We start from the raw sequence: 20,781 nt of genomic DNA, 5'->3' as shown, positions 1-20,781 counted from the left end.
TATGAAAACCGAAACTTTAATAACAAATATAATAATGTCCATTTTTCTGTTTTCTTGTACAGCGGATTATGGACAATTAAAAATTATAGCAAACACTCCAGATTTATTAGAAGAAAACTCTGGAATACAAATAATTAATGATCCAAACTCTCTTTGGATGGTAGCAGATTCTGGTAACGACGACCATATATATGCTGTAAATACCAATGGGAATATTACTAGGGATATTAATATTAAGCATGCTAAAAACAAAGATTGGGAAGAAATTACAAAAGATGAAGAAGGAAATATCTTTATTGGAGATTTTGGTAATAATGATAACGAAAGAAAGGATTTAAAAATTTATAAAATTCCAAACCCTGAAACTCATAAAGGAGATGAACTGGAAGCCATAGAAATCAATTTCTATTATCCTGAGCAAAAGAAATTCCCGCCAAAGAAGAAAGAACGCTTTTATGATGCTGAAGCCTTTTTTTATCTGAATAACAACTTATATATATTCACAAAAAATAGAGCTCATAAATTTGACGGCACCACATTTCTTTATAAAATTCCTGCAAAGAAAGGAAATCATAAAGCTGAATTAATTTCAAGTTATAAAACTTGCGAACAGCCTCGAAAGTGTACTATTACTGGAGCAGACATCAGTCCAAATAAAAAGAAAGTTGCTTTATTAGGACATGATAAAGTATGGATTTTAAAAGATTTCTCTGACGATGATTTTTTTAATGGAACTATTGAAGTGCTATCGTTAGGCCACGACTCTCAAAAGGAAGGTATCACTTTTATAAATGAAAACGCTCTTTATATTACGGATGAAAAAACAAAATCTATAGGAGGTAATATCTACAGATTAGATTTAAAATAAAAACTATTATTCTAACTCCTTACTCAAACTATAATTTTGCTAATTAATGCTTTTTAGCTAACTTACAACCTACAATCATTTCAAAAATATAATCATGAAACCTTCCTTTTTTAGCATGAATAAAATTAGAGCTATAGGCCTTTTATTAGTTATTACTTCTGTAATTGGTATGATTTATTTTGATAATGATGGAATCGGATTTATAGCTGGTATACTATTTGGGATTGGAAGCATTACTTTAATTACTGGCAAATTAATTGCCCGTTAATTAGTCCTTCTTCAAAAAGCATCATAAAATTAAAGCACCATAAGATTACAGCCTCGAATATCTGAATGGTCAAAACGACCTAAAACTTCAAATTCTTTTCCCTTTTTTCTCCCTAAATCTTGTGTGGCAATAAAAGAACAAGAATTAATATTTGCCAAATCGATTACATTAATTCCTCCAGATTTACCATCTTCAAAAATAGTAAGTGCATCTTCGGTGTCCCGAATTATAATATCCATCCACGGTGGGCATTCAAAAACACCATTCCCTTTAGAATATCCTTGAGAAAGTAATTCAGTCATTCCATATTCAGAATGAATCTTATTCACCCCAAACCCTTTTGATAAAACGGAATGTAGCTCTTCTCGAATCATCTCTTTACGACGGCCCTTCATCCCGCCAGTTTCCATAACAATGGTATTCTTTAAATTGAAATCGTATGCTTCTACCAAATCTAAAAGTGCAAAGGAAACACCAATAAGCAATACTTTTTTTCCTTGAGCATCCAACGTTTTGAGGTGCTGCGCTAACTCTTCTAAATTATCTAGATAAAATCCACTTTCAGGAGCTTCAGATTGCTCAATCATATCATTTACCATGTAGATAAGTGATGAACCTGTACGCTCTAAATAAGCTGGTAAAAGTGCTAATACCGTATAATCTTTTATATTTCCGTAGAAAAAAGAAAACCCTTTTCTAAAACTCTCTTCGTAAACAGTTAAATCTGTAACCAAATGCTTGCTGGTTAAACTCCCTGTGGTTCCACTACTAGTAAAAGTAATCTCCAAGGGGCTCTGAGTACTTAAAATCTCATGAGATTTAAAAAATTCAATCGGCAAGAATGGAATCTGATCTATAGCATTAACATTATTGGGATTGCGATGAAGATAATTGCAGAACTCCCTATAAACAGGGTTGTTTTCATATTGAAATCCAAAAACATTTAATGCCACTTCATCAAAGTCGGCATTCGTTTTAATTTTAAAAACACTTTCTGGATTCATAAACCTTATTTTACGTTGCAAAAATAAGTTTTAGTTATAAGGTAAAGAAACTTAAGAGATCAAAATAAAATAGAAAATCTCAACAGCTAGACAACTGTTGAGATTTTCCTATTAATTAATTATAGTCAATGCTATAAGTTATAGATGTTTTATTGTTTTGTCCATCCAGCTCCCCAAGTAGAGAAATCTGTACCTGTTCCATTTCCATCTCCTGAAATAAAATCAGCTTCAGTAAATGTTTCTCCAGTATCGTTTTGCATTTTTGTAAGTACATCTGTAAAAGTAACATTTGTAACTTTTAAATCTCCACTTAGTACACCTGCACCAGTAGGATTATCTCCTTGATCTCCGTCTAAATCAAAACCTTCTTCAAAACCTTCGATAAGAACATTTGTAAATAATCCTTGCGTACCAGCTCTTAAACGAATTGCTTCATTTCCTGTACCAGAACCATTTCCAATAATAGTAAGGTTATTAACAGAAGGCTTAGAGAAATACCCAGCTTCATTACTAAAGTCTGTATTAAACCCATCTGCCTCGATTCCTTTATCATGCTCTGATTTATGCTTTACATAGGCATCAGTTATAGTTCCTGAATATCCTTCAGTCCAGTCGATAGAATCATCTTCAGCATTCATTACTACAACATTGCTAACATTTACAGTTCCTCCGAAAAATTCTACTCCGTCATCTTTCCCTTCAAATGCTTGAATATACTCTACCACAGTTCCATTTCCTACACCGTAGAAAGAGAATCCATTATTTTCAGACTGCCCGTCTGCTGCTCCTCCAGAATATTCAACACGTACATAACGAATAGTTCCTGAGCTATCACCATCATTAGTACCTCCATAAGGTAGGCTTGCAATTTCAGAAGTAGATGTAGCCGTTCCTGAAACAGAGTTTACAGGTGCTTTACCTAATAAAATTAAACCTCCCCAATCTCCAGCAGCAGGTGAAGCTGCACCAGAAGTAAAAATAATAGGGTTTGTAGCGGTTCCGTTAGCTAAAATTTTAGCCCCTTGTGAAATAGCTACATAAACATCTGCACCATTAGCATCTGCTAAAACAGTTACACCTTCATTTATAGTTAATGTAGAACCTTCAGCCATAATAACTGGTCCACTAACAGAATAGGTTGTATTTGCTTGTAAAGTCAAATCAGAAGTGATAGTTCCTGAAGTAATAGGGATAACTACCTCTCCAGTATTTCCTCCAGTTCCATTATTTGTAATACTGTTATCATTAATAATAATATCAGCAGTATCGTCTGTTGTACATGAGAATAGCATTGAAACACAAGCTATTGCAATAATTAAGTTATTTTTCATTTGTTTGATAATTTTAAATTTGAAAAGAATAATGTTTGTTTAGAATTGATATTTTAATTGTAGTCCGATGTCTAGTCCTCTTTTATAATCTGAAACCCCTTTTCCGTTTACAGAGTTCACAACAACATCTCCAAGCGTTGTTTCTCTGTAATACTTTATTGATGGGTTAAACAAGTTTCTTACGGAAAGGTTTACTTGAAAGCTATCTTTAATTTCGTTTCTCCAGATAAAATCTAGCGTTGGAATTCCTTTTTCTATTATATTTCCTAATTGTCCAGAACCAAGAGCATCGATTCTATTAGAGAAGTAATTAAACACTACATTCATTGATGGCTTATAGTTTTCGCCAATTACTGGTGAGAAATTAAGATCTGCATTCATTATAAATGGAGAGGCTCCTTGTAATTCATCTTCCTCTTTTTGAAAACTAACATCATAAAATTCACCATCAATCTGACTATATAAGTCTTGTTTTGTGTGCATATAAGTACCATTCAAACCAAATGAAAGTAAAGAAGACGTATTGCTATTTTTTAATATATCTTTTCGAGCTTCAAGTTCAACTCCATATACTTCTGCTTTATCTCCTGTTCTAAAATATCTTTGGGTACCAGTTGCATCAGCTCCAACAACAAGATTAACAGGATCATTAATCTGTTTCGTAAAAGCTGAAATTGAGAAGATTTCTCCTGGACTAATAAACCATTCGTATTTTAAATCGAAATTGTAAATTTTAGAGAAACCTTTTTCTAATAAGTCTGGGTTACCTCCAACACGTGTAGAAATATCTTCATAAACAAAAGGTGCAACTTCCTTGAATTCTGGAATAGATACTGTTTTACTAGCTGAAAATCTCAAATTCTGATTTTCAGTTAATCCATATTTAATATTTAAACTAGGAAGAACAAAATTATCATAAGATGTGATTTTCGAATTCCCTAAAGACCCTAAGTTAATTACATCAAAACTAATTTCTTGATTAAAAGATTCTAATCTTACACCAGGAGTTACCAATAGTTTTTTCCCGATATTAATTTCAGCATTTACATAACCAGCATAGATATCTAATTTACCATCATATGTATTTTCTGCTAATCCAGGACGGTTTGTATTCGATTGTCCTTCTATGTTATTAATAACCGTAAGCTCATAAACAGCGTCTGGATTGTCTGCAATATTAAGATGTTCTAAAGACAAGTCTTCATTAATATTATTTACATCAGTTACAGGATAACTCGTGTCTATAATATCGTATCCGTATCTAATATTACTAAATCCTCTTGTTTTACTTCTTGCGTTATATCCAAAATTAAACTTAACAGCCTCAGAAAGATCGTAAGCTAAATTAAACCTTCCGTTGTACTCCTCATCTTCAATCTTCTGAAAATAACGTTGATTATCAAAGTCTGTATTGCTATAAAAAGTAGGATTTGTTTGAGTATCATCATCTAAAGCATATTGATAGTTCTCTAACGTAATACGTTTTCTATCTGGCTGATCAGAATAAACTACATTATAACCTAGACCCCAATCTAATTTAAATTTTCCAGAAGCATGAGTTCCTATAAGTTGATTCACATAGAACTGCGTTTGATCAAACTGTACGTTCATTTGATAGAAACCTTCATCCGTATTCAAGATAGCATCTCTACTACGCCCTTTCCCATCTGTACCAAAATAACCAACTACATCTGATGAATTATTAATAAATAATGAATTAAACTGAAGTGTATTTTGATCATTAATTCTATAATTAACATTAGCCATCCCAGTAGTTGTGGTAGAATAATCATATTCTTTAGCATTATCTTCAAATGCCTTTTTCTCAGTTAACGTATAATCTACAGCAGACCCTTCTCTATATTCATATTTATTATCAAAAGAACCTGTAAGAAAGATACTTAGTCTTGAAGTATCTGAAAACTCAAATGTTTTACCTGCTGAACCTCCATAACTTATATTTATAGGTGTTCCTACAGAAACAGGATCAACGCCATGAGAAAGAACTACAGCAAATGGGTTATGATCATATCTCCCATAATATCCAAAAAATCCAGTACCTTCACTTCTCACAAAATCTTCTCCGATAGCATTCGTATTGATACTCTCACTTAATGCGATCTCAAACATTTGCTTTCCCTTATATACTTTCGAAGAAACATCTATATTCCCCGCTGAAAAGTCTCCATATTGACCTGTAGAATATGCTTTGCTAACAGAAACACTTTCTATTATATCTGAAGAGAATAAATCTAAATCTATATTTTTCTTGTTAACATCATTTGAAGGTAACGAGAGTCCATTTAATGTTGTATTTAAATATCTATCCCCAAGCCCTCTTACATAAACGTTACTAGATCCTTCTTGCTTAGAAACTCCAGAAATTTTCGCTACGGCACCAGCAGCATCACTTACCCCTTTTCTAGATAATTCTTGAGCACCAATAGATGTTTTTATTTCTACCGCTTTTTTCTGATCCAATAATAGAGCTGTTTCAGAATCTCTACGGGCAGTTGTTGTTACAACTACTTCATCTAAACTTACACTTCCAGCTCCTAAAGCTGTATTAAGCTCTGTAACTTTCCCTGCTTCTACTTTAATGTTTGGAACCTGCAATGTTTCGTAACCTATAAAGCTAATAACAATTGTATAAGTTCCAGGGGTAATACCACTAATTTCATACAACCCATCCATATCGGTTGTTGTCCCTTTTGTGGCTCCGCTTATTTGAACATTGGCAAATGGTAACGGATCGTTATTCATTTCTTTATCGGTAATAACACCAATTATAGAACCTGTAGTTTCTTGCGCCATGGTTAGTGCGCTAACAAACAGTATTAATAATGTAAATAAATGTTTCATTGTTTGATTTTAATTCCGCTGCAAATAAACAAGCGATATCCAAAAAGAAAGTTATCCGCATGTTAAACATAAGCCAGTCCAATGTTACATTTATGTTACCATATTAAATCAACGTTAAGTGCTTTCATATTTTAATATTATCTTTACTTTTGACGTCTGAAAGAATAACTCAACAAGCATTTAAATCATTAAAAATGTTTTAGTTATCTTAATGAATCAACTTTAAAAACTGTTCTTGCTGAAAAAAGAAGCTAGACATAACTAAACTTTATAATACAGATGAAAAAGAGGGAAATTAAAATCCTTTTGGTCGACGACGAACCGGATATTTTAGAAATTGTAGGATACAACTTATCTACTGAAGGTTACAATGTTTCTACAGCTAAAAATGGAGTTGAAGCAATTGCCAAAGCCAAAAAGGAAAAACCACATCTTATTATTCTCGATGTAATGATGCCCGAAATGGATGGGATTGAAACTTGTGAACACATTAGAAAGTCTAACGATTTAAAAGATACAATTGTTACCTTTCTTACAGCTCGCGGAGAAGATTACTCTCAAGTAGCCGGTTTCGATGCTGGTGCAGACGATTACATCACAAAACCTATCAAACCAAAAGTCCTTATTAGTAAAGTAAAATCTTTACTTCGTCGTCTAAAAGACGATGAAGAAACGGTAGAGAGTATTGTAAAAGTTGGAGACATCACTATTAATCGTGATGAATATAAAATCATTCAAGCTGGAGAGGAGATTATCCTACCTAGAAAAGAGTTTGAATTGCTATCACTTTTAGCAAGTCGCCCAGGAAAAGTATTCAAAAGAGATGAAATACTAGACAAAGTATGGGGTAACGAGGTTATTGTTGGTGGTAGAACTATCGATGTTCATATCAGAAAACTCCGTGAAAAAATTGGAGACGATCATTTTAAGACAGTAAAAGGTGTTGGTTATAAATTCGTTTTATAAACTACATCACAACAAATAACGGCTTAATAAGCTACCAAAAATTAAAACTAATACTTCGCAATTTATACGTGGAGTATTAGTTTTCTTAATTATTGTAACTTTATTTTCTCAAATAAAAACCTATTGAAAACCAAGCTTAAAAAATCATATCGTTTTGCACTACGTTCTTCTGGAATGATTACTATTTGTGCTGCAATTGTCATCTGTCTATTCTATTATTTTGACCTTTATAGTCCAATTTCCATATTTTTATTTATAGCTATCATTTTCATCTTATCATTTTTTATCATTCAATATAGAGCAGAAAAATTTATCTATAAGCGTGTTAAAAGAATCTATGATGATGTATCGCTATTAGAATCTACAACGTTCCAAGACCAGCCGGTAACGACGGATATGAAAACGCTAACTGAGGAAATTGAAAAATTCGCTGCAAATAAAAAATTAGAAATCGAAACTCTTAAAATCCGAGAAGTATATCGTAAAGAGTTTCTAGGGAACGTTTCTCATGAGCTAAAAACGCCACTATTTACCGTACAAGGTTATATTTTAACGCTTTTAGATGGCGCCATGGAAGATAAAGCTATCCGAAAAAAATATCTAGGCAGAGCTAATAAAGGCGTAGAACGCCTTATCTATATTGTGAAAGATTTGGATATGATTACCAAACTTGAAGCTGGAGACCTTCATCTTGAACATGCTGATTTTGATATCGTAGAGCTTACTCAAAATACTTTCGATCTCATGGAAATGAAAGCTGCTAAAAAGAAAATCACCCTTACTTTCGATCAAGAATATCAAAAACCTATTTATGTTCATGGAGATAGAGAACGCATACAACAGGTATTAACTAATCTCATTGTAAACTCAATAAAATATGGAAAAGAGGGTGGTACTACAGAGATTAGCATTGAAAATCTTATAAAAAATAAAGTTATTATTAGAGTTACAGATAACGGAGAAGGGATTGAAAAACAAAATATCCCACGCCTCTTCGAGCGTTTTTATCGTGTTGATAAAAGTGGTAGCAGAAAAGAAGGTGGCTCTGGATTAGGTCTTTCTATTGTGAAACACATTATAGAGGCTCACAAAGAAAAAATATATGTAGAGAGTGTATATGGAGTAGGTTCAGAATTTTCATTCACGTTAGAAAAGTCCAAACAAACTTCGTAAGTTAAAATCAGATTCAAAACCAACCAACCCGTTATAATCGTTCACCCTTTTTAGCATTTCAATACTAAAATCATCTTGTGTGCAATAAGGAACAAATTGAGATTCTTGTAAACGCTCAGCTAAATATTCTTGTTCATATTGCCCGGGTGTAGGAATAAAAAAAGCTTTTTTTCCAAGCTTAGCAAGGTCTAATACCGTTGTATAACCAGATCTAGAAATTATTACTTCACTTTCATTAAAGGCATTTTCTAACTGCTCAGAATTCATATAATTATAAATCGTACAATTTCCTTGTTCTATAACTTGCTGATTTTCTTCTATTTTACCTTTTATAAAAAGCACTTTCCCATCAAACTCTGTCACCTCTTCTAAAAGACGATTTACTAACAACGACCGTTGTGGCTCCGGACCAGAAATTACAACCATAAGCTGATATTTAATAGGTAATGCCCTTTTCTCCAATCTACTTAATGGTCCTATATATTTTAACGTATTACTTTCTTTTTTAAGATGCCCTAAACGACCACTCAAATTTGGTTCTCCAGCAACATCGGGAACCCAACATTCGTTAAATTTCTTGATTATTTTCTGATGCATTTCAGAACTAAACCACGTCGTATTTCCTGTAAGTACATTTAATTGATGTGTTATAAAAACAGAAGGAACCTTTTTAGAATACACTCCTAAACGATTATCTGAAATAATCCCATCAAGCTTCAATTCTTTAACTAGCTCTTTGGTACGTTTCTTTTCCTTTTTTATGGCTTTTAGAATTTTTGGTGAATCCCAAAGCATTTTAAGCTTAAAATGCTTTCCCTTTTCAGCATACTTTATTTTATACGAAGGCATTTCTATAAATTCTAAGGCAGGAAATTCCTTTTTTAATAAATTATAAGCCTCCCCATCCGAAGCAATAATAGGTTCAAAACCCTCTAAAAGTAAAGCTCTTATTATAGGAATACATCTTGTAGCATGCCCCAAGCCCCAATTTAAGGGGGCTACCAAAATTCTTTTCTTTTTAATCATAACTACAAATCAACTTAATTTTTCCCTGTGAAAGATTTCCTTAATTTTGTCTTTTAATTAAATAATTGTTGTGGGGAGTAAAAACAAACTAAAGCGCTTTAAAGAAAATGAAACATTCTCGAATGTATTTCAACCTACGCGCGATGAATTAGTAACCAAAGGTTTTGACCTTAAAGGGAAATGGAATAAAGAATTCTTTAAAAATAACAACCCCATTGTTCTAGAATTAGGTTGTGGAAAGGGAGAATACACCGTTAATTTAGCACAGCGTAATCCAAATAAAAATTATATCGGAGTAGATATAAAAGGAGCTCGTTTCTGGCGCGGTGCTAAAACTTCTGTGGAAGAAAACTTAAATAACGTTGCCTTTATAAGAACGCAAATAGAACTTATAGAATATTTATTTGCTGAAAATGAAATTGATGAGATTTGGATTACATTCCCAGATCCTCAAATAAAATATAAACGCACAAAACATAGGCTTACAAACGCCGATTTCTTAACGCGTTACAATAAGGTTTTAAATAAAGACGGCATCGTACATTTAAAAACAGACAGCGAGTTTATGCATGGTTATACATTGGGGCTGCTCCATGGTTTAGGATATGAGGTATTATATGCTAATCACCATATTTACAAAAATGAAGGAAGCCCTGAAGAAGTCACCTCTATCCAGACTTTCTATGAAAAGCAATACCTAGAAAAAGACAAACCAATTACTTATATTAAGTTTAAAACTAACTAATGTCGCATTTATTCATCCTTTTTTTTGCTACTTTTTCTGCAGCTCTTATGGCGGTAGTATTTCCAGGGCTTATAAATATTACCACCGCAAAAACGAGTGCCAAGAAAGGGAAAACAAAAGGAATGGTGTTTGCAGCTGGCGCTTCTACTACAGTAATCCTTCAGGCTTATATTGGGGTTTTAATTTCTAAGTATCTTTATAAAAACCCTAATGTAATAGACATCCTCCTGAAAATAGCATTGGTAGTTTTTGCTTTTTTTGCCATCTACTTTTTTATTCTAGCCAAGCGAAAAAAAAATGTAAAACAACAGTCCAGAAATGTGAAAATTGAAGAAAGTAAGAAAAATGTATTCTTAAAAGGAATGCTTATTTCAGCACTAAATGTACTTCCTATCGCTTATTTCTGTGGACTCAACGCTGCTTGGAATGTTTCTGGGTGGATTAAATTCCAACTTTGGGATATTCTAGTTTTTATAATTGCAGCTGGCCTCGGAACATTTGCAATGCTTTATATGTATGTTTTTTATTTCGATAAACTTCAAGAGCGAACAGACTCCTTTGCTCGGTACTCCGATTATATTTTAAGTGCTTTAATGGCGGTACTGCTCATAATTACTTTCATTCGTTTATTTTATTCATAAAAAAATGGAAGAGCAGAATTTCTTTGACCGTGTTTATGAAGTTGCGAGTTTAATACCCTACGGAAGAGTTACTTCTTACGGTGCTATCGCAAAATACCTCGGTGCTGCTAGAAGTGCACGCATGGTTGGTTATGCCATGAATGGAAGCGGTTTGAAAGAAAATGTACCTGCACATCGGGTTGTTAATAGAAAAGGTGTTCTTACAGGGAAACATCACTTTCAAGGCACTAACTTAATGCAACAATTATTAGAAAGCGAAGGTGTTCTCGTAATTGATAATCAAATTCAAGAATTCGAAAAAATCTTCTGGGATCCTGCGATAGAACTTTAGGTACAAAATATACCTTTTACAATCTTCAAATAATCAAAAGCACATTAACTTTAAAACCTCCTACACCATTCTTTATATTAGAAGTAATTTTCATTCCAACTTCATAACGTACATCAATTAACTTCTAATTTTTAATCCTTATCTTTGTAATTTAGAATCAGTTTAAAATAGAATCCTCATTTCTAAGAGGTTATAAATAAGAAGAATTGTCCATGAAAATAGATAAGAAAGAAGTAGTAAAAGCTCTAGAAACGATTTCTGCTCCTGGTGAAGGAAAGAACATGATAGAAAGTGGAGCCGTTACCAATATAATGATTTTCGGCGATGAGGTGGTTGTAGATATCACTATCAATAATCCAAGTTTACAAGCAAAGAAAAAAACTGAAGTTGAGGTTTTAAAAACAATTCACGATAAAGTATTTCAAAAGGCGAAAGTAAAAGTTAATGTAAAAGTTGAAGCGCCAGAAAAACCAGAAATAAAAGGGAAATCTATCCCTGGAATAAAAAATATTATAGCTGTTGCTTCTGGTAAAGGTGGTGTAGGAAAATCTACCGTTACTTCTAATTTAGCAGTTACACTTTCTAAAATGGGCTTCAAGGTTGGTCTTTTAGATGCTGATGTATATGGACCATCTGCGCCTATTATGTTTGATGTGGAAAATGAAAAACCACTTGCCATCAATGTAGATGGTAAGTCTAAAATGAAACCTATTGAAAGTTATGGTGTAAAAATACTTTCTATCGGTTTCTTTACACAGCCAAATCAAGCTGTAATTTGGAGAGGACCTATGGCTTCAAAAGCATTAAATCAAATGATTTTTGATGCAGCCTGGGGAGATTTAGATTTTCTTTTAATCGATTTACCTCCAGGAACTGGAGACATTCACCTAAGTATCATGCAAGCGCTTCCTATCACTGGGGCGGTTGTAGTGAGTACTCCGCAAAATGTGGCCCTTGCAGATGCTAAAAAGGGAGTTGCCATGTTCCAACAAGAAAGTATTAATGTACCAGTGCTCGGAATCGTAGAAAATATGGCATATTTCACTCCAGAAGAGTTACCAGATAATAAGTATTATATATTCGGTAAGGAAGGTGCAAAAAACTTATCTAATGACTTAAATGTACCTTTTTTAGGAGAAATTCCTTTAGTACAAAGCATCCGTGAGGCTGGAGATGTTGGTCGTCCTGCTGCATTGCAAGAGGGTACCCCATTAGAGGTTTCTTTTAAAGATATTACCAAAAATATAGTTCAAGAAGTGGTAAGTAGAAACAAAAGCTTACCTCCTACTGAAGCAATCAAAATAACAACTATGGCAGGTTGCTCACCCGTTAATAAGAAATAATTTATAAAGAGATGACGTCGGAAGATATTAAAGTAAACATCGAAAAAGCACTAGAAGAAATCAGACCTTTTTTAAAAAGTGATGGTGGAGACATCAGTCTTGTATCTATAGAAAATGACAAGATTGTAAAAGTAAGATTAGAAGGTGCTTGCGTTGGGTGCAGTGTAAACCAAATGACGCTTAAAAGTGGTGTGGAATTAACTATCAAAAAACATGTTCCACAAATAGAACAAGTTATAAATGTAGAATAATTTGGGCGTATTTTTATATTAACTCGCTATCGCAGTTAATTTAAAAACTGGGCTTTTGCTACTCGCTTCTAGGCATTTCATGCCAAAGAGAGCTCAAACAAATAGCGCAATCCCTTACGCAAAATGATAAATATCATATTAAGAGAGGCAAATCAATTATAAATTTGCCTTTAAAAGTTACGTTACAATGATTAAAACAGATATCCTTATAATAGGAGCTGGCCCAACAGGTCTATTCACTGTTTTCGAAGCCGGATTATTAAAGTTGAAATGCCATCTTATAGATGCATTACCTCAACCTGGCGGGCAATGCTCAGAAATTTATCCTAAAAAACCAATTTATGATATCCCTGGATTCCCAGAAGTACTCGCTGGAGACCTTGTTTCAAACCTTATGAAACAGATAGAATCTTTTGAGCCTGGTTTTACTTTAGGAGAAAGAGCAGAAACTATAGAAAAACAGGAAGATGAAACCTTTATTGTAACTACTAACAAAGGAACTAAACATCATGCAAAAGTTGTTGCTATTGCAGGTGGATTAGGAAGCTTTGAGCCTAGAAAGCCACAATTAGAAAACATAACCGATTACGAAGATAAAGGAGTAGAATATATTATTCGAGATCCAGAATTATACCGTAATAAAAGAGTAGCCATTGCAGGAGGAGGAGATTCTGCATTGGATTGGAGTATTTTCTTAGCCGATGTTGCTTCCGAAGTTACCTTAATTCATCGTAGAAATGAATTTAGAGGTGCATTAGATTCTGTTGAAAAAGTAGAAGAACTAAAAAAAGCTGGAAAAATAAATCTAGTTACACCTGCTGAAGTTACTGGACTTAACGGAAAAGAAAAGCTGGAGAGTATCACCATCAAAAGAGATGGAGAAGAATTCATACAAGAATTAGATCATTTTATCCCATTATTCGGACTTTCTCCAAAACTAGGACCTATTGCTAACTGGGGGTTAGAAATAGAGAAAAACGCTATTAAAGTTGATAATACATTAGATTACCAAACCAACATCCCAGGCGTATATGCTATTGGTGATGTAAATACGTATCCTGGAAAATTAAAACTTATTCTTTGTGGTTTCCACGAAGCTACATTAATGTGCCAAAGTGCATACAAAAGAATTTTCCCTGATAAAAAATATGTAATGAAATATACCACTGTTAGTGGTGTAGATGGTTTTGATGGAAGTAGAAAAGAAGCAGAAAAAGCTGTAGTTAAATCGATTAACTAATTATTTCTACAAATCTCTACCATTTTACTAGAGTAATTGCAATTAATACTGAAGTTTTAATTATTTTTGTGGCTTTATAAAAGCAATCATATGTCTGATATTACAATTAAAATAAAAGATCGAGAAGGAGAAGTTCATGAAATTCAAGCACCTACAGATATGGCTATGAATTTAATGGAAGTTGTACGTTCTTACGAACTTGCTCCAGAAGGAACCATAGGAATTTGTGGTGGAATGGCAATGTGCGCCTCATGCCAATGCTATGTAGAATCTGACCATAAACTACCAGAAATGAGTTATGATGAAGACTTAATGTTAGCAGAAGCTTTTAATGTAAAAGAAAATAGCCGCCTAGGATGCCAGATACAAATGACTTTCGACCTAGATGGGCTGGAAGTTGAACTTGCTCCTGAGTCTTAAAACAAGAGCTTTAAAACATACCTAAATAACAAAAGGTCGATTGGAATTCCCAATCGACCTTTTTAGTTTTATAAAACTTATATGAAAGTATTAAAACGCATTAATTTCAGCTATTCTAGTTACAGGTCTATTATTATATGAACTTGTAGAATAGATTTTAAAATACTTAGCATCTACAGGAGCATCAAAAACGAACTGTTGCCTAGTCATGGAGGTCGAGGCTTCAAAAGCACCTACTTCCGTATATGTTACATTATCAGAGGACACAAGCACTTTAAAATCTCTAATCATTCCATTATTATTATCTTGGTTTTGAACCATAGAGATTCCACGTAAAGTTTCCATTTGTCCCATATTAATGACAATATGATGAGGATGAGCATATGTAGTTTGATATCCCGTATGCCATACTGTACTTAAATCTCCATCAAGAGCATTAATAGCTAAACCTCCTGTACTAGAAAAGTTAGGATCTTCATGAGAGACTTCTTCAATTGACCAACCAACTCTGTTTATATCATCATATCTTTCATATGTAACGTCTATATCTGGCTTTCCTCCAACAAAATCATACTTATGAGCAAGCTTAGTTGTTGTACCATTAACATGAACAAAATTTATTTTTAAATCAAATGGAAACTCTTTATATTCTTCATTAATTCCACTTAAAGGGATCGTAAAAGAAACTTTTTTATTTCCATTTTGTGAAGTTATATCCGTAGTAGTCCACGTAATTGCATTATAGTCTGCATCACCAGCACTTTTCTTAGGATCGTTATAAGCAATAACTCCTCCTACAGGAATCGAAGATGTAAAACTAATATCTACGTATAGATTCTCATTATCTGCATAGAGTCTTTGAGATTTAATATCAAACTCAGGTTCATCTGCATAAAATACAAATGGAGGATGAACATTAAAGATTTCATTATATCTTAAAATTAATGATGAAGCTTTAGTTAGGTTTATATTTTCTGGTTGTTGCCAGTACTTATTATTACCTGTGCCCATCATTGCGATAAAATCATCAGAGGCCTTTTCTGCGTTGTGTGGTAAATTTAGACCATGACCTAACTCATGTATTAGACCACCAATCCATTTATCATCAATTGTAGGGAACCCAATACCTTCTTCCCATTTATCCATATCATAACCATTTTCATAATCTCTAACAAATGCGTACTTTCCAAGTCCATAAAAAGGAACCCCAACGTCATAATGAGGAATAAAAATCAAATAGTGTTCACTAGTTTTTAAATCAGGGTTTTCTTGAAAGTACTGATCAATTTCTTTTTTAGCCTTAGCCCCTCCTCCAGAATATGGATAATAAGACCTTGGTTGATCTCCATGAATGAGATGAATTTTAACTTGCCCCGGAATACTATCATCCTCTTGAAGACCAAATCTCCTATGACCAAAACCATAAGATTCCATTTCTTTAGCATAGTAGCCTTGAACATGAACTAAGGCTCTGGAAAGTCTTTCCTCGTAATTATCATGAGGCTCAGTGTCATTAGGAAGGAAATAAATAACATTTAATTGCTTCTGACCATCAACAGATAATTCGTCTTCATTTATTACACCTCCGTTGCCCATTGTATCTCCTATAAGATCACAGGAAGCAATAATACTACTAAGCATAACAGCTACAGTAAATAGTTTAAAATTTGGGAATTTTAATTTTAATTTCATAAACATAAGTTTTTGGTTGTTAATGTTTTATATACTCTAAATTTAGAACTAAAAACTAACAAATAAAAACTAATCGAAAGCAACAATATTTTTTATCGTAATTTTTAACCCATAAACATTGTAGGATTTTAACACAATTACTAGAAGTCATTTTCTTATATGTACAAATAATATCATTTCATAGCATACATGTTATTAATATAAAATTTACACTAAGTTTTGTTATAATTCGTTTAAAAACATAGTAACGGGATGATAAGAGATAAGTTTAGCCAGTAAAATAACTACCCATGCTAATTATAAAAATATAAAAGGAGCAGCTTTTTACACACATTATGAACTCCTACACATACTTAGATCACTAGTACACTCAAACTTTAATTCAGCTAGATTATATTACAAGATCATTAATAATTAAAAAAAGGTCGATTGGAAATTCCAATCGACCTTTTGTACTACTAAACTAAATTAAAAAAAATTAAAACGCATTGATTTCAGCAACTCTAGTTACAGGCCTATTATTATATGAACTAGTAGAGTAAATTTTAAAATACTTGGCCTCTACAGGGTTATCAAAAGAGAATTGTTGCCTCGCAATAGACGCTGTGGCTTCGAAAGTTCCTACCTCCGTATAAGTTATATTATCAGAAGAGGTAAAAACTTTAAAGTCTCTTATCATTCCATTAGTATTATCTTGGTTTTGAACCATAGAGATTCCACGTAAAGTTTCCATTTGTCCCATATTAATGACAATATGATGAGGATGATCATATGCAGTCTGATACCCCGTATGCCAAACCGTACTCAAATCTCCATCAAGTGTATTAATGGCTAAACCACCTGAACTAGAAAAATTAGGATCCTCATGAGAAACCTCTTCAATTAACCAATTATCTCTACTAATATGATCATATAATTCATAATCAATATCTATATCTGGTTTACCGTCAACAAAATTATATGGATGACTAAAAGTTGTTTTTATACCATTAACGTGCACAAGTCTAAATTTTAGCAAAAAGGGAAACTCCTTATACTCATCCTTTATTCCATTTAAAGGGATTGTAAAAGACACCTTTTTATTCCCATTATCATTCATAATATCTGTAGTTGTCCATGTTGCAGCATTATAATCAGCATCTCCAGGACTGGTTTTAGGGTCATTATAAGCAATAACACCACCAACTTCAATGGTAGATGAAAAGCTCATATCAATATGTAAATTTTGATTATCTGCATACATTCTTGCTTTCTTAATCTCAACCTCTGGCTGATCTACATAATAATCAATTGGAGAGTTAACATTAAAAATCTCATTATATCTTAAAGTCAATGATGTAGCCTTTGTTAATTTAATATCATCTGGTCGCTTCCAATATTTATTATTACCATTTCCCATCATTGAAATAAAATCATCCGTAGCCTTCTCCTCATTATGTCGTAAATTTAAACCATGACCCAACTCATGTATAAGTCCTCCTAGATACCTATCATCCTTGGTAGGAAAACCAATTCCTTCTTCCCACTTATCCATATCATATCCATTTTCATAATCCCTAATAAACGCATACCGCCCAAGACCATAAAAAGGCACACCAATATCATAACGTGGAATAAAAATCATATAATGTTCACTAGTTTTCAAATCTGGGTTTTGCTGATAAAACTGCTGAACTTCACGTTTTATCTTTACACCTCCACCCTTATATGGATAAGATGCTCTAGGTTCTTCTCCACGAAGAAGGTGAATTTTAACTTGACCTGGAATACTGTCATCTTCCTGAAGACCAAATCTTCTATGACCAAAGCCATGAGATTCCATTTCTTTAGCATAGTAACCTTGAACGTGAATTAGAGCTTTAGAAAGTCTTTCTTCATAATTATCATAAGGCTCAGTGTCGTTAGGTAAAAAATAAATTACGTTCAATTGTTTCTGGCCATCTACAGACAATTGATCTTCATTAATCTCTTCTTGACCTCCCATAGTTTCTCCATCTAAATCACAGGAAGCAAAAAAACAGCCTATCGCAAAGGCTAACATTAACAATTTAAAATTCGGTATTTTGTAATTAAATTTCATAAGCGAAAGTTTTTGGTTATTTGAATAGTATATATTCTCAATATAAGAGAAATAAATAACATTTAAAAACTAAACGAAATATAAAAACTTACAGTTATGAACTTATGATGCCAGTCAGTAGTATATTTTTTACATATTAATACGTAATATCTTTATCTCATGTATAAAAAGTAGAACAGACAGCAAAATATGTTATAAACAAAACATAGAAACATATATTGTTATATTATGAATGGTTAGGCAGAAGATTATAAATAAGTGCTTAAAGAGCATATAAGAGATACTCTAGGAGTAGATATAAAAGCAAAAAAAAGCGTCACAAGATTTGTGACGCTTTTAAAAATTATAAATGTTTATCCTTACTAAAAATTAATCTGCAAGAACAATTACTTTATTATTATTCATCTCTACAGTTCCGCTAGAAATTGGTAAAACAGTTTCTCCTTTTTCTCCTTTAGAAAACTTAGAAGCGTAAGCTTTATCAATTTTTACATCTCCGTAAATCTTCACATTACCTTTTCCTAAAATAGAAACTATAGGCGCGTGATTATCTAACATTTGAAACTCCCCATCAACACCTGGAACGGCTACAGAAGTAACGTCTCCACTAAATAATGTTGCTTCTGGTGTTACTATTTCAAGATACATAGTTACTTAATTTAAATTAATCGCTAAGCTTATTAAGCCTGAGCAAGCATTTTCTCTCCAGCTTCAATAGCTTCCTCGATAGTTCCTTTTAAGTTAAAAGCAGCTTCTGGAAGGTGATCTAGCTCTCCATCCATAATCATATTAAATCCTTTGATAGTATCTTTAATATCAACTAAAACTCCTTTAAGACCTGTAAACTGTTCTGCTACGTGGAAAGGCTGAGATAAGAAACGCTGTACACGTCTTGCTCTAGATACTGCTAACTTATCTTCTTCAGAAAGTTCTTCCATACCTAGGATAGCAATAATATCTTGTAACTCTTTATAACGTTGTAAAAGCTCTTTTACATTTTGTGCACATGCATAATGCTCTTTACCTAATACATCAGCAGAAAGAATTCTTGATGTAGAATCCAATGGATCTACCGCTGGGTAAATACCAAGCTCAGCAATTTTTCTAGAAAGTACTGTAGTAGCATCTAAATGGGCAAATGTTGTTGCTGGAGCTGGATCCGTTAAATCATCCGCAGGTACGTATACCGCTTGTACAGATGTAATAGATCCTCTTTTTGTTGATGTAATACGTTCTTGCATCGCACCCATCTCTGTTGCTAATGTTGGTTGGTAACCTACCGCAGATGGCATACGTCCAAGAAGTGCAGACACCTCAGAACCAGCTTGTGTAAAACGGAAAATGTTATCAACGAAGAAAAGTACATCTTTTCCTTGTCCTTCACCAGAACCATCACGGAAATACTCAGCAATAGTAAGTCCAGATAAAGCTACACGAGCACGTGCTCCTGGAGGCTCATTCATCTGTCCAAATACGAAAGTAGCTTTAGATTCCTTTAAAGCTGATTTATCAACTTTAGTAAGATCCCATCCACCTTCTTCCATAGAGTGCATAAAATCGTCACCGTATCTTATAATACCAGATTCTAGCATCTCTCTTAAAAGGTCATTTCCTTCACGCGTACGTTCTCCTACACCAGCAAATACTGATAAACCACCGTGACCTTTTGCTATATTATTAATTAACTCCTGGATAAGTACAGTTTTACCTACACCCGCTCCTCCAAAAAGACCAATCTTACCTCCTTTTGCATAAGGCTCAATAAGGTCAATTACTTTAATACCTGTAAAAAGTACTTCAGTAGAAGTTGTTAAATCTTCAAATTTAGGTGCTTCTCTGTGGATTGAAAGTCCATTCTCACCAGTTTTTGGCAAGTCTCCAATTCCATCAATAGCATCACCAATAACATTAAACAAACGTCCGTAAACATCGTCTCCGATCGGCATTTTAATTGGGTTTCCAGTAGCAACTACTTCTGCACCTCTACTTAAACCATCTGTAGAGTCCATCGAAATAGTTCTTACCGTATCCTCTCCAACATGAGATTGTACTTCAAGTACTAATTTTGAACCATCTTTTCTATCAATTTCCAAAGAATCGTAAATATTTGGTAATTCTGATTCAGAATTAAATACTACGTCTACAACTGGACCAATAATTTGTAAAACTTTACCTGTAATTTTAGACATTACTTAAGTGTTTAATGTTAAGCTTTTTATTTGCTGAAAAATGAACAAAAAATTATAGTTAATTGAGCCTTTTTTCGCGGTGCAAAGATATATTTTTAATTGAAAAAATAAGTCAAAATATGCATTTTTTTTTCATTCTTCTAGTTAGCTGAACTTTTGAAAGTTACAAAGTCAACACAGAAATAGCACCTCGACCCATTTTTATAACAAATACGCAAAATCAATCTTATAATTCCAAAAATATAATATATTTTTTCATCGTCACTATTTCAACATAAAATAAACTGACACCAATAAATGGAAAAAGAAGTATCATCAAAAAAATTGCTCTTATGTAAAAATGATTTTTAC

19 protein-coding genes are annotated in these 20,781 nt (G+C 33.1%); 11 read left to right on the top strand and 8 right to left on the bottom strand.

Translation table 11 applies throughout. The features are described from left to right. The first annotated feature begins 34 nt into the window (after positions 1–34). Positions 35–868, top strand: a complete 834-nt coding sequence (locus ACN0TY_RS04595) for a hypothetical protein (protein ID WP_417443539.1) — start codon at positions 35–37, stop codon at positions 866–868. Positions 869–962: 94 nt separating this feature from the next. Beyond that, a complete protein-coding gene (locus ACN0TY_RS04590) occupies positions 963–1,136 on the top strand; it encodes a hypothetical protein (protein WP_417443538.1) in 174 nt (57 codons plus the stop codon). Positions 1,137–1,165: 29 nt separating this feature from the next. Here ACN0TY_RS04590 and ACN0TY_RS04585 read toward each other — a convergent pair whose 3' ends face one another. The 3 genes from ACN0TY_RS04585 to ACN0TY_RS04575 all read right to left on the bottom strand — a co-directional run bounded on the left by ACN0TY_RS04585 (position 1,166) and on the right by ACN0TY_RS04575 (position 6,333). Further along, on the bottom strand, positions 1,166–2,140 hold the full coding sequence (locus ACN0TY_RS04585; protein ID WP_417443537.1) for an acyl transferase: 975 nt from the start codon (positions 2,138–2,140) through the stop codon (positions 1,166–1,168). A 149-nt stretch (positions 2,141–2,289) separates the two neighbouring features. Continuing rightward, complete coding sequence (locus ACN0TY_RS04580; protein ID WP_417443536.1) at positions 2,290–3,471, bottom strand: multidrug transporter; 1,182 nt, start codon at positions 3,469–3,471, stop codon at positions 2,290–2,292. Between the two features lie 39 nt (positions 3,472–3,510). Further along, entirely contained in the window at positions 3,511–6,333 is a 2,823-nt protein-coding gene (locus ACN0TY_RS04575; RefSeq protein ID WP_417443535.1) for a TonB-dependent receptor domain-containing protein, read from the bottom strand. 279 nt (positions 6,334–6,612) lie between these two features. Between ACN0TY_RS04575 and ACN0TY_RS04570 the strand changes: the two genes are divergently transcribed. Together ACN0TY_RS04570 and ACN0TY_RS04565 are read left to right on the top strand one after the other, a co-directional pair. Then, complete coding sequence (locus ACN0TY_RS04570; protein ID WP_236957871.1) at positions 6,613–7,299, top strand: response regulator transcription factor; 687 nt, start codon at positions 6,613–6,615, stop codon at positions 7,297–7,299. A 123-nt stretch (positions 7,300–7,422) separates the two neighbouring features. Next, on the top strand, positions 7,423–8,472 hold the full coding sequence (locus ACN0TY_RS04565) for a sensor histidine kinase (protein WP_417443534.1): 1,050 nt from the start codon (positions 7,423–7,425) through the stop codon (positions 8,470–8,472). On the opposite strand, the gene ACN0TY_RS04560 is transcribed toward ACN0TY_RS04565, so the two are convergent. Beyond that, positions 8,446–9,498, bottom strand: coding sequence for a glycosyltransferase (locus ACN0TY_RS04560; protein ID WP_417443533.1), 1,053 nt, complete (start codon positions 9,496–9,498; stop codon positions 8,446–8,448). The two genes, ACN0TY_RS04565 and ACN0TY_RS04560, sit on opposite strands and share 27 nt — an antisense overlap. Positions 9,499–9,568: 70 nt before the next feature. Between ACN0TY_RS04560 and trmB the strand changes: the two genes are divergently transcribed. From trmB to ACN0TY_RS04525, 7 genes are all read left to right on the top strand, one after another. Next, complete coding sequence (gene trmB / locus ACN0TY_RS04555; protein WP_236957868.1) at positions 9,569–10,243, top strand: tRNA (guanosine(46)-N7)-methyltransferase TrmB; 675 nt, start codon at positions 9,569–9,571, stop codon at positions 10,241–10,243. After that, the gene (locus tag ACN0TY_RS04550; RefSeq protein WP_417443532.1) at positions 10,243–10,884 is read left to right on the top strand and encodes a LysE family transporter; all 642 of its coding nucleotides are present in this window, start codon (positions 10,243–10,245) and stop codon (positions 10,882–10,884) included. Before trmB ends, ACN0TY_RS04550 begins: the two co-directional genes overlap by 1 nt. Positions 10,885–10,888: 4 nt before the next feature. Then, positions 10,889–11,215 (top strand): MGMT family protein, encoded by a 327-nt coding sequence (locus ACN0TY_RS04545; RefSeq protein ID WP_417443531.1) that lies wholly within the window; start codon positions 10,889–10,891, stop codon positions 11,213–11,215. Positions 11,216–11,427: 212 nt separating this feature from the next. Next, a complete protein-coding gene (locus ACN0TY_RS04540) occupies positions 11,428–12,558 on the top strand; it encodes a P-loop NTPase (RefSeq protein WP_417443530.1) in 1,131 nt (376 codons plus the stop codon). Between the two features lie 11 nt (positions 12,559–12,569). Beyond that, complete coding sequence (locus tag ACN0TY_RS04535) at positions 12,570–12,809, top strand: NifU family protein (RefSeq protein WP_236957864.1); 240 nt, start codon at positions 12,570–12,572, stop codon at positions 12,807–12,809. Between the two features lie 187 nt (positions 12,810–12,996). Then, the gene (locus ACN0TY_RS04530; RefSeq protein ID WP_417443529.1) at positions 12,997–14,049 is read left to right on the top strand and encodes an NAD(P)/FAD-dependent oxidoreductase; all 1,053 of its coding nucleotides are present in this window, start codon (positions 12,997–12,999) and stop codon (positions 14,047–14,049) included. A gap of 90 nt (positions 14,050–14,139) precedes the next feature. Further along, positions 14,140–14,469 (top strand): 2Fe-2S iron-sulfur cluster-binding protein, encoded by a 330-nt coding sequence (locus tag ACN0TY_RS04525; RefSeq protein ID WP_236957862.1) that lies wholly within the window; start codon positions 14,140–14,142, stop codon positions 14,467–14,469. Positions 14,470–14,559: 90 nt separating this feature from the next. On the opposite strand, the gene ACN0TY_RS04520 is transcribed toward ACN0TY_RS04525, so the two are convergent. From ACN0TY_RS04520 to atpD, 4 genes are all read right to left on the bottom strand, one after another. Further along, a complete protein-coding gene (locus tag ACN0TY_RS04520) occupies positions 14,560–16,161 on the bottom strand; it encodes a discoidin domain-containing protein (RefSeq protein ID WP_417443528.1) in 1,602 nt (533 codons plus the stop codon). Positions 16,162–16,639: 478 nt separating this feature from the next. Beyond that, positions 16,640–18,241, bottom strand: a complete 1,602-nt coding sequence (locus tag ACN0TY_RS04515) for a discoidin domain-containing protein (protein ID WP_417443527.1) — start codon at positions 18,239–18,241, stop codon at positions 16,640–16,642. Positions 18,242–18,610: 369 nt separating this feature from the next. Continuing rightward, positions 18,611–18,889: a F0F1 ATP synthase subunit epsilon gene (locus ACN0TY_RS04510; RefSeq protein ID WP_417443526.1), complete on the bottom strand. Its 279-nt coding sequence runs from the start codon at positions 18,887–18,889 to the stop codon at positions 18,611–18,613. A 32-nt stretch (positions 18,890–18,921) separates the two neighbouring features. Then, positions 18,922–20,430, bottom strand: coding sequence for a F0F1 ATP synthase subunit beta (atpD, locus tag ACN0TY_RS04505; protein ID WP_236957860.1), 1,509 nt, complete (start codon positions 20,428–20,430; stop codon positions 18,922–18,924). Positions 20,431–20,781 lie beyond the last annotated feature (351 nt).

Source organism: Joostella sp., assembly GCF_048266025.1.
Classification (GTDB): domain Bacteria; phylum Bacteroidota; class Bacteroidia; order Flavobacteriales; family Flavobacteriaceae; genus Galbibacter; species Galbibacter atrarenae.
The sequence above is the reverse complement of the archived record's forward strand: the minus strand, read 5'-3'. Positions and strand labels throughout refer to the sequence as shown.

What these genes read in the sequence shown, in the direction of transcription:
- ACN0TY_RS04545 (WP_417443531.1), top strand. Translation starts at nt 10,889, where the DNA reads ATGGAAGAGCAGAATTTCTTTGACCGTGTTTATGAAGTTGCGAGTTTA.
- ACN0TY_RS04520 (WP_417443528.1), bottom strand. Translation starts at nt 16,161, where the DNA reads ATGAAATTAAAATTAAAATTCCCAAATTTTAAACTATTTACTGTAGCT.
- atpD (WP_236957860.1), bottom strand. Translation starts at nt 20,430, where the DNA reads ATGTCTAAAATTACAGGTAAAGTTTTACAAATTATTGGTCCAGTTGTA.
- ACN0TY_RS04535 (WP_236957864.1), top strand. Translation starts at nt 12,570, where the DNA reads ATGACGTCGGAAGATATTAAAGTAAACATCGAAAAAGCACTAGAAGAA.
- ACN0TY_RS04570 (WP_236957871.1), top strand. Translation starts at nt 6,613, where the DNA reads ATGAAAAAGAGGGAAATTAAAATCCTTTTGGTCGACGACGAACCGGAT.
- ACN0TY_RS04530 (WP_417443529.1), top strand. Translation starts at nt 12,997, where the DNA reads ATGATTAAAACAGATATCCTTATAATAGGAGCTGGCCCAACAGGTCTA.
- ACN0TY_RS04580 (WP_417443536.1), bottom strand. Translation starts at nt 3,471, where the DNA reads ATGAAAAATAACTTAATTATTGCAATAGCTTGTGTTTCAATGCTATTC.
- ACN0TY_RS04550 (WP_417443532.1), top strand. Translation starts at nt 10,243, where the DNA reads ATGTCGCATTTATTCATCCTTTTTTTTGCTACTTTTTCTGCAGCTCTT.
- ACN0TY_RS04560 (WP_417443533.1), bottom strand. Translation starts at nt 9,498, where the DNA reads ATGATTAAAAAGAAAAGAATTTTGGTAGCCCCCTTAAATTGGGGCTTG.
- ACN0TY_RS04590 (WP_417443538.1), top strand. Translation starts at nt 963, where the DNA reads ATGAAACCTTCCTTTTTTAGCATGAATAAAATTAGAGCTATAGGCCTT.
- ACN0TY_RS04585 (WP_417443537.1), bottom strand. Translation starts at nt 2,140, where the DNA reads ATGAATCCAGAAAGTGTTTTTAAAATTAAAACGAATGCCGACTTTGAT.
- ACN0TY_RS04575 (WP_417443535.1), bottom strand. Translation starts at nt 6,333, where the DNA reads ATGAAACATTTATTTACATTATTAATACTGTTTGTTAGCGCACTAACC.
- ACN0TY_RS04525 (WP_236957862.1), top strand. Translation starts at nt 14,140, where the DNA reads ATGTCTGATATTACAATTAAAATAAAAGATCGAGAAGGAGAAGTTCAT.
- ACN0TY_RS04595 (WP_417443539.1), top strand. Translation starts at nt 35, where the DNA reads ATGTCCATTTTTCTGTTTTCTTGTACAGCGGATTATGGACAATTAAAA.
- ACN0TY_RS04515 (WP_417443527.1), bottom strand. Translation starts at nt 18,241, where the DNA reads ATGAAATTTAATTACAAAATACCGAATTTTAAATTGTTAATGTTAGCC.
- ACN0TY_RS04510 (WP_417443526.1), bottom strand. Translation starts at nt 18,889, where the DNA reads ATGTATCTTGAAATAGTAACACCAGAAGCAACATTATTTAGTGGAGAC.
- ACN0TY_RS04540 (WP_417443530.1), top strand. Translation starts at nt 11,428, where the DNA reads ATGAAAATAGATAAGAAAGAAGTAGTAAAAGCTCTAGAAACGATTTCT.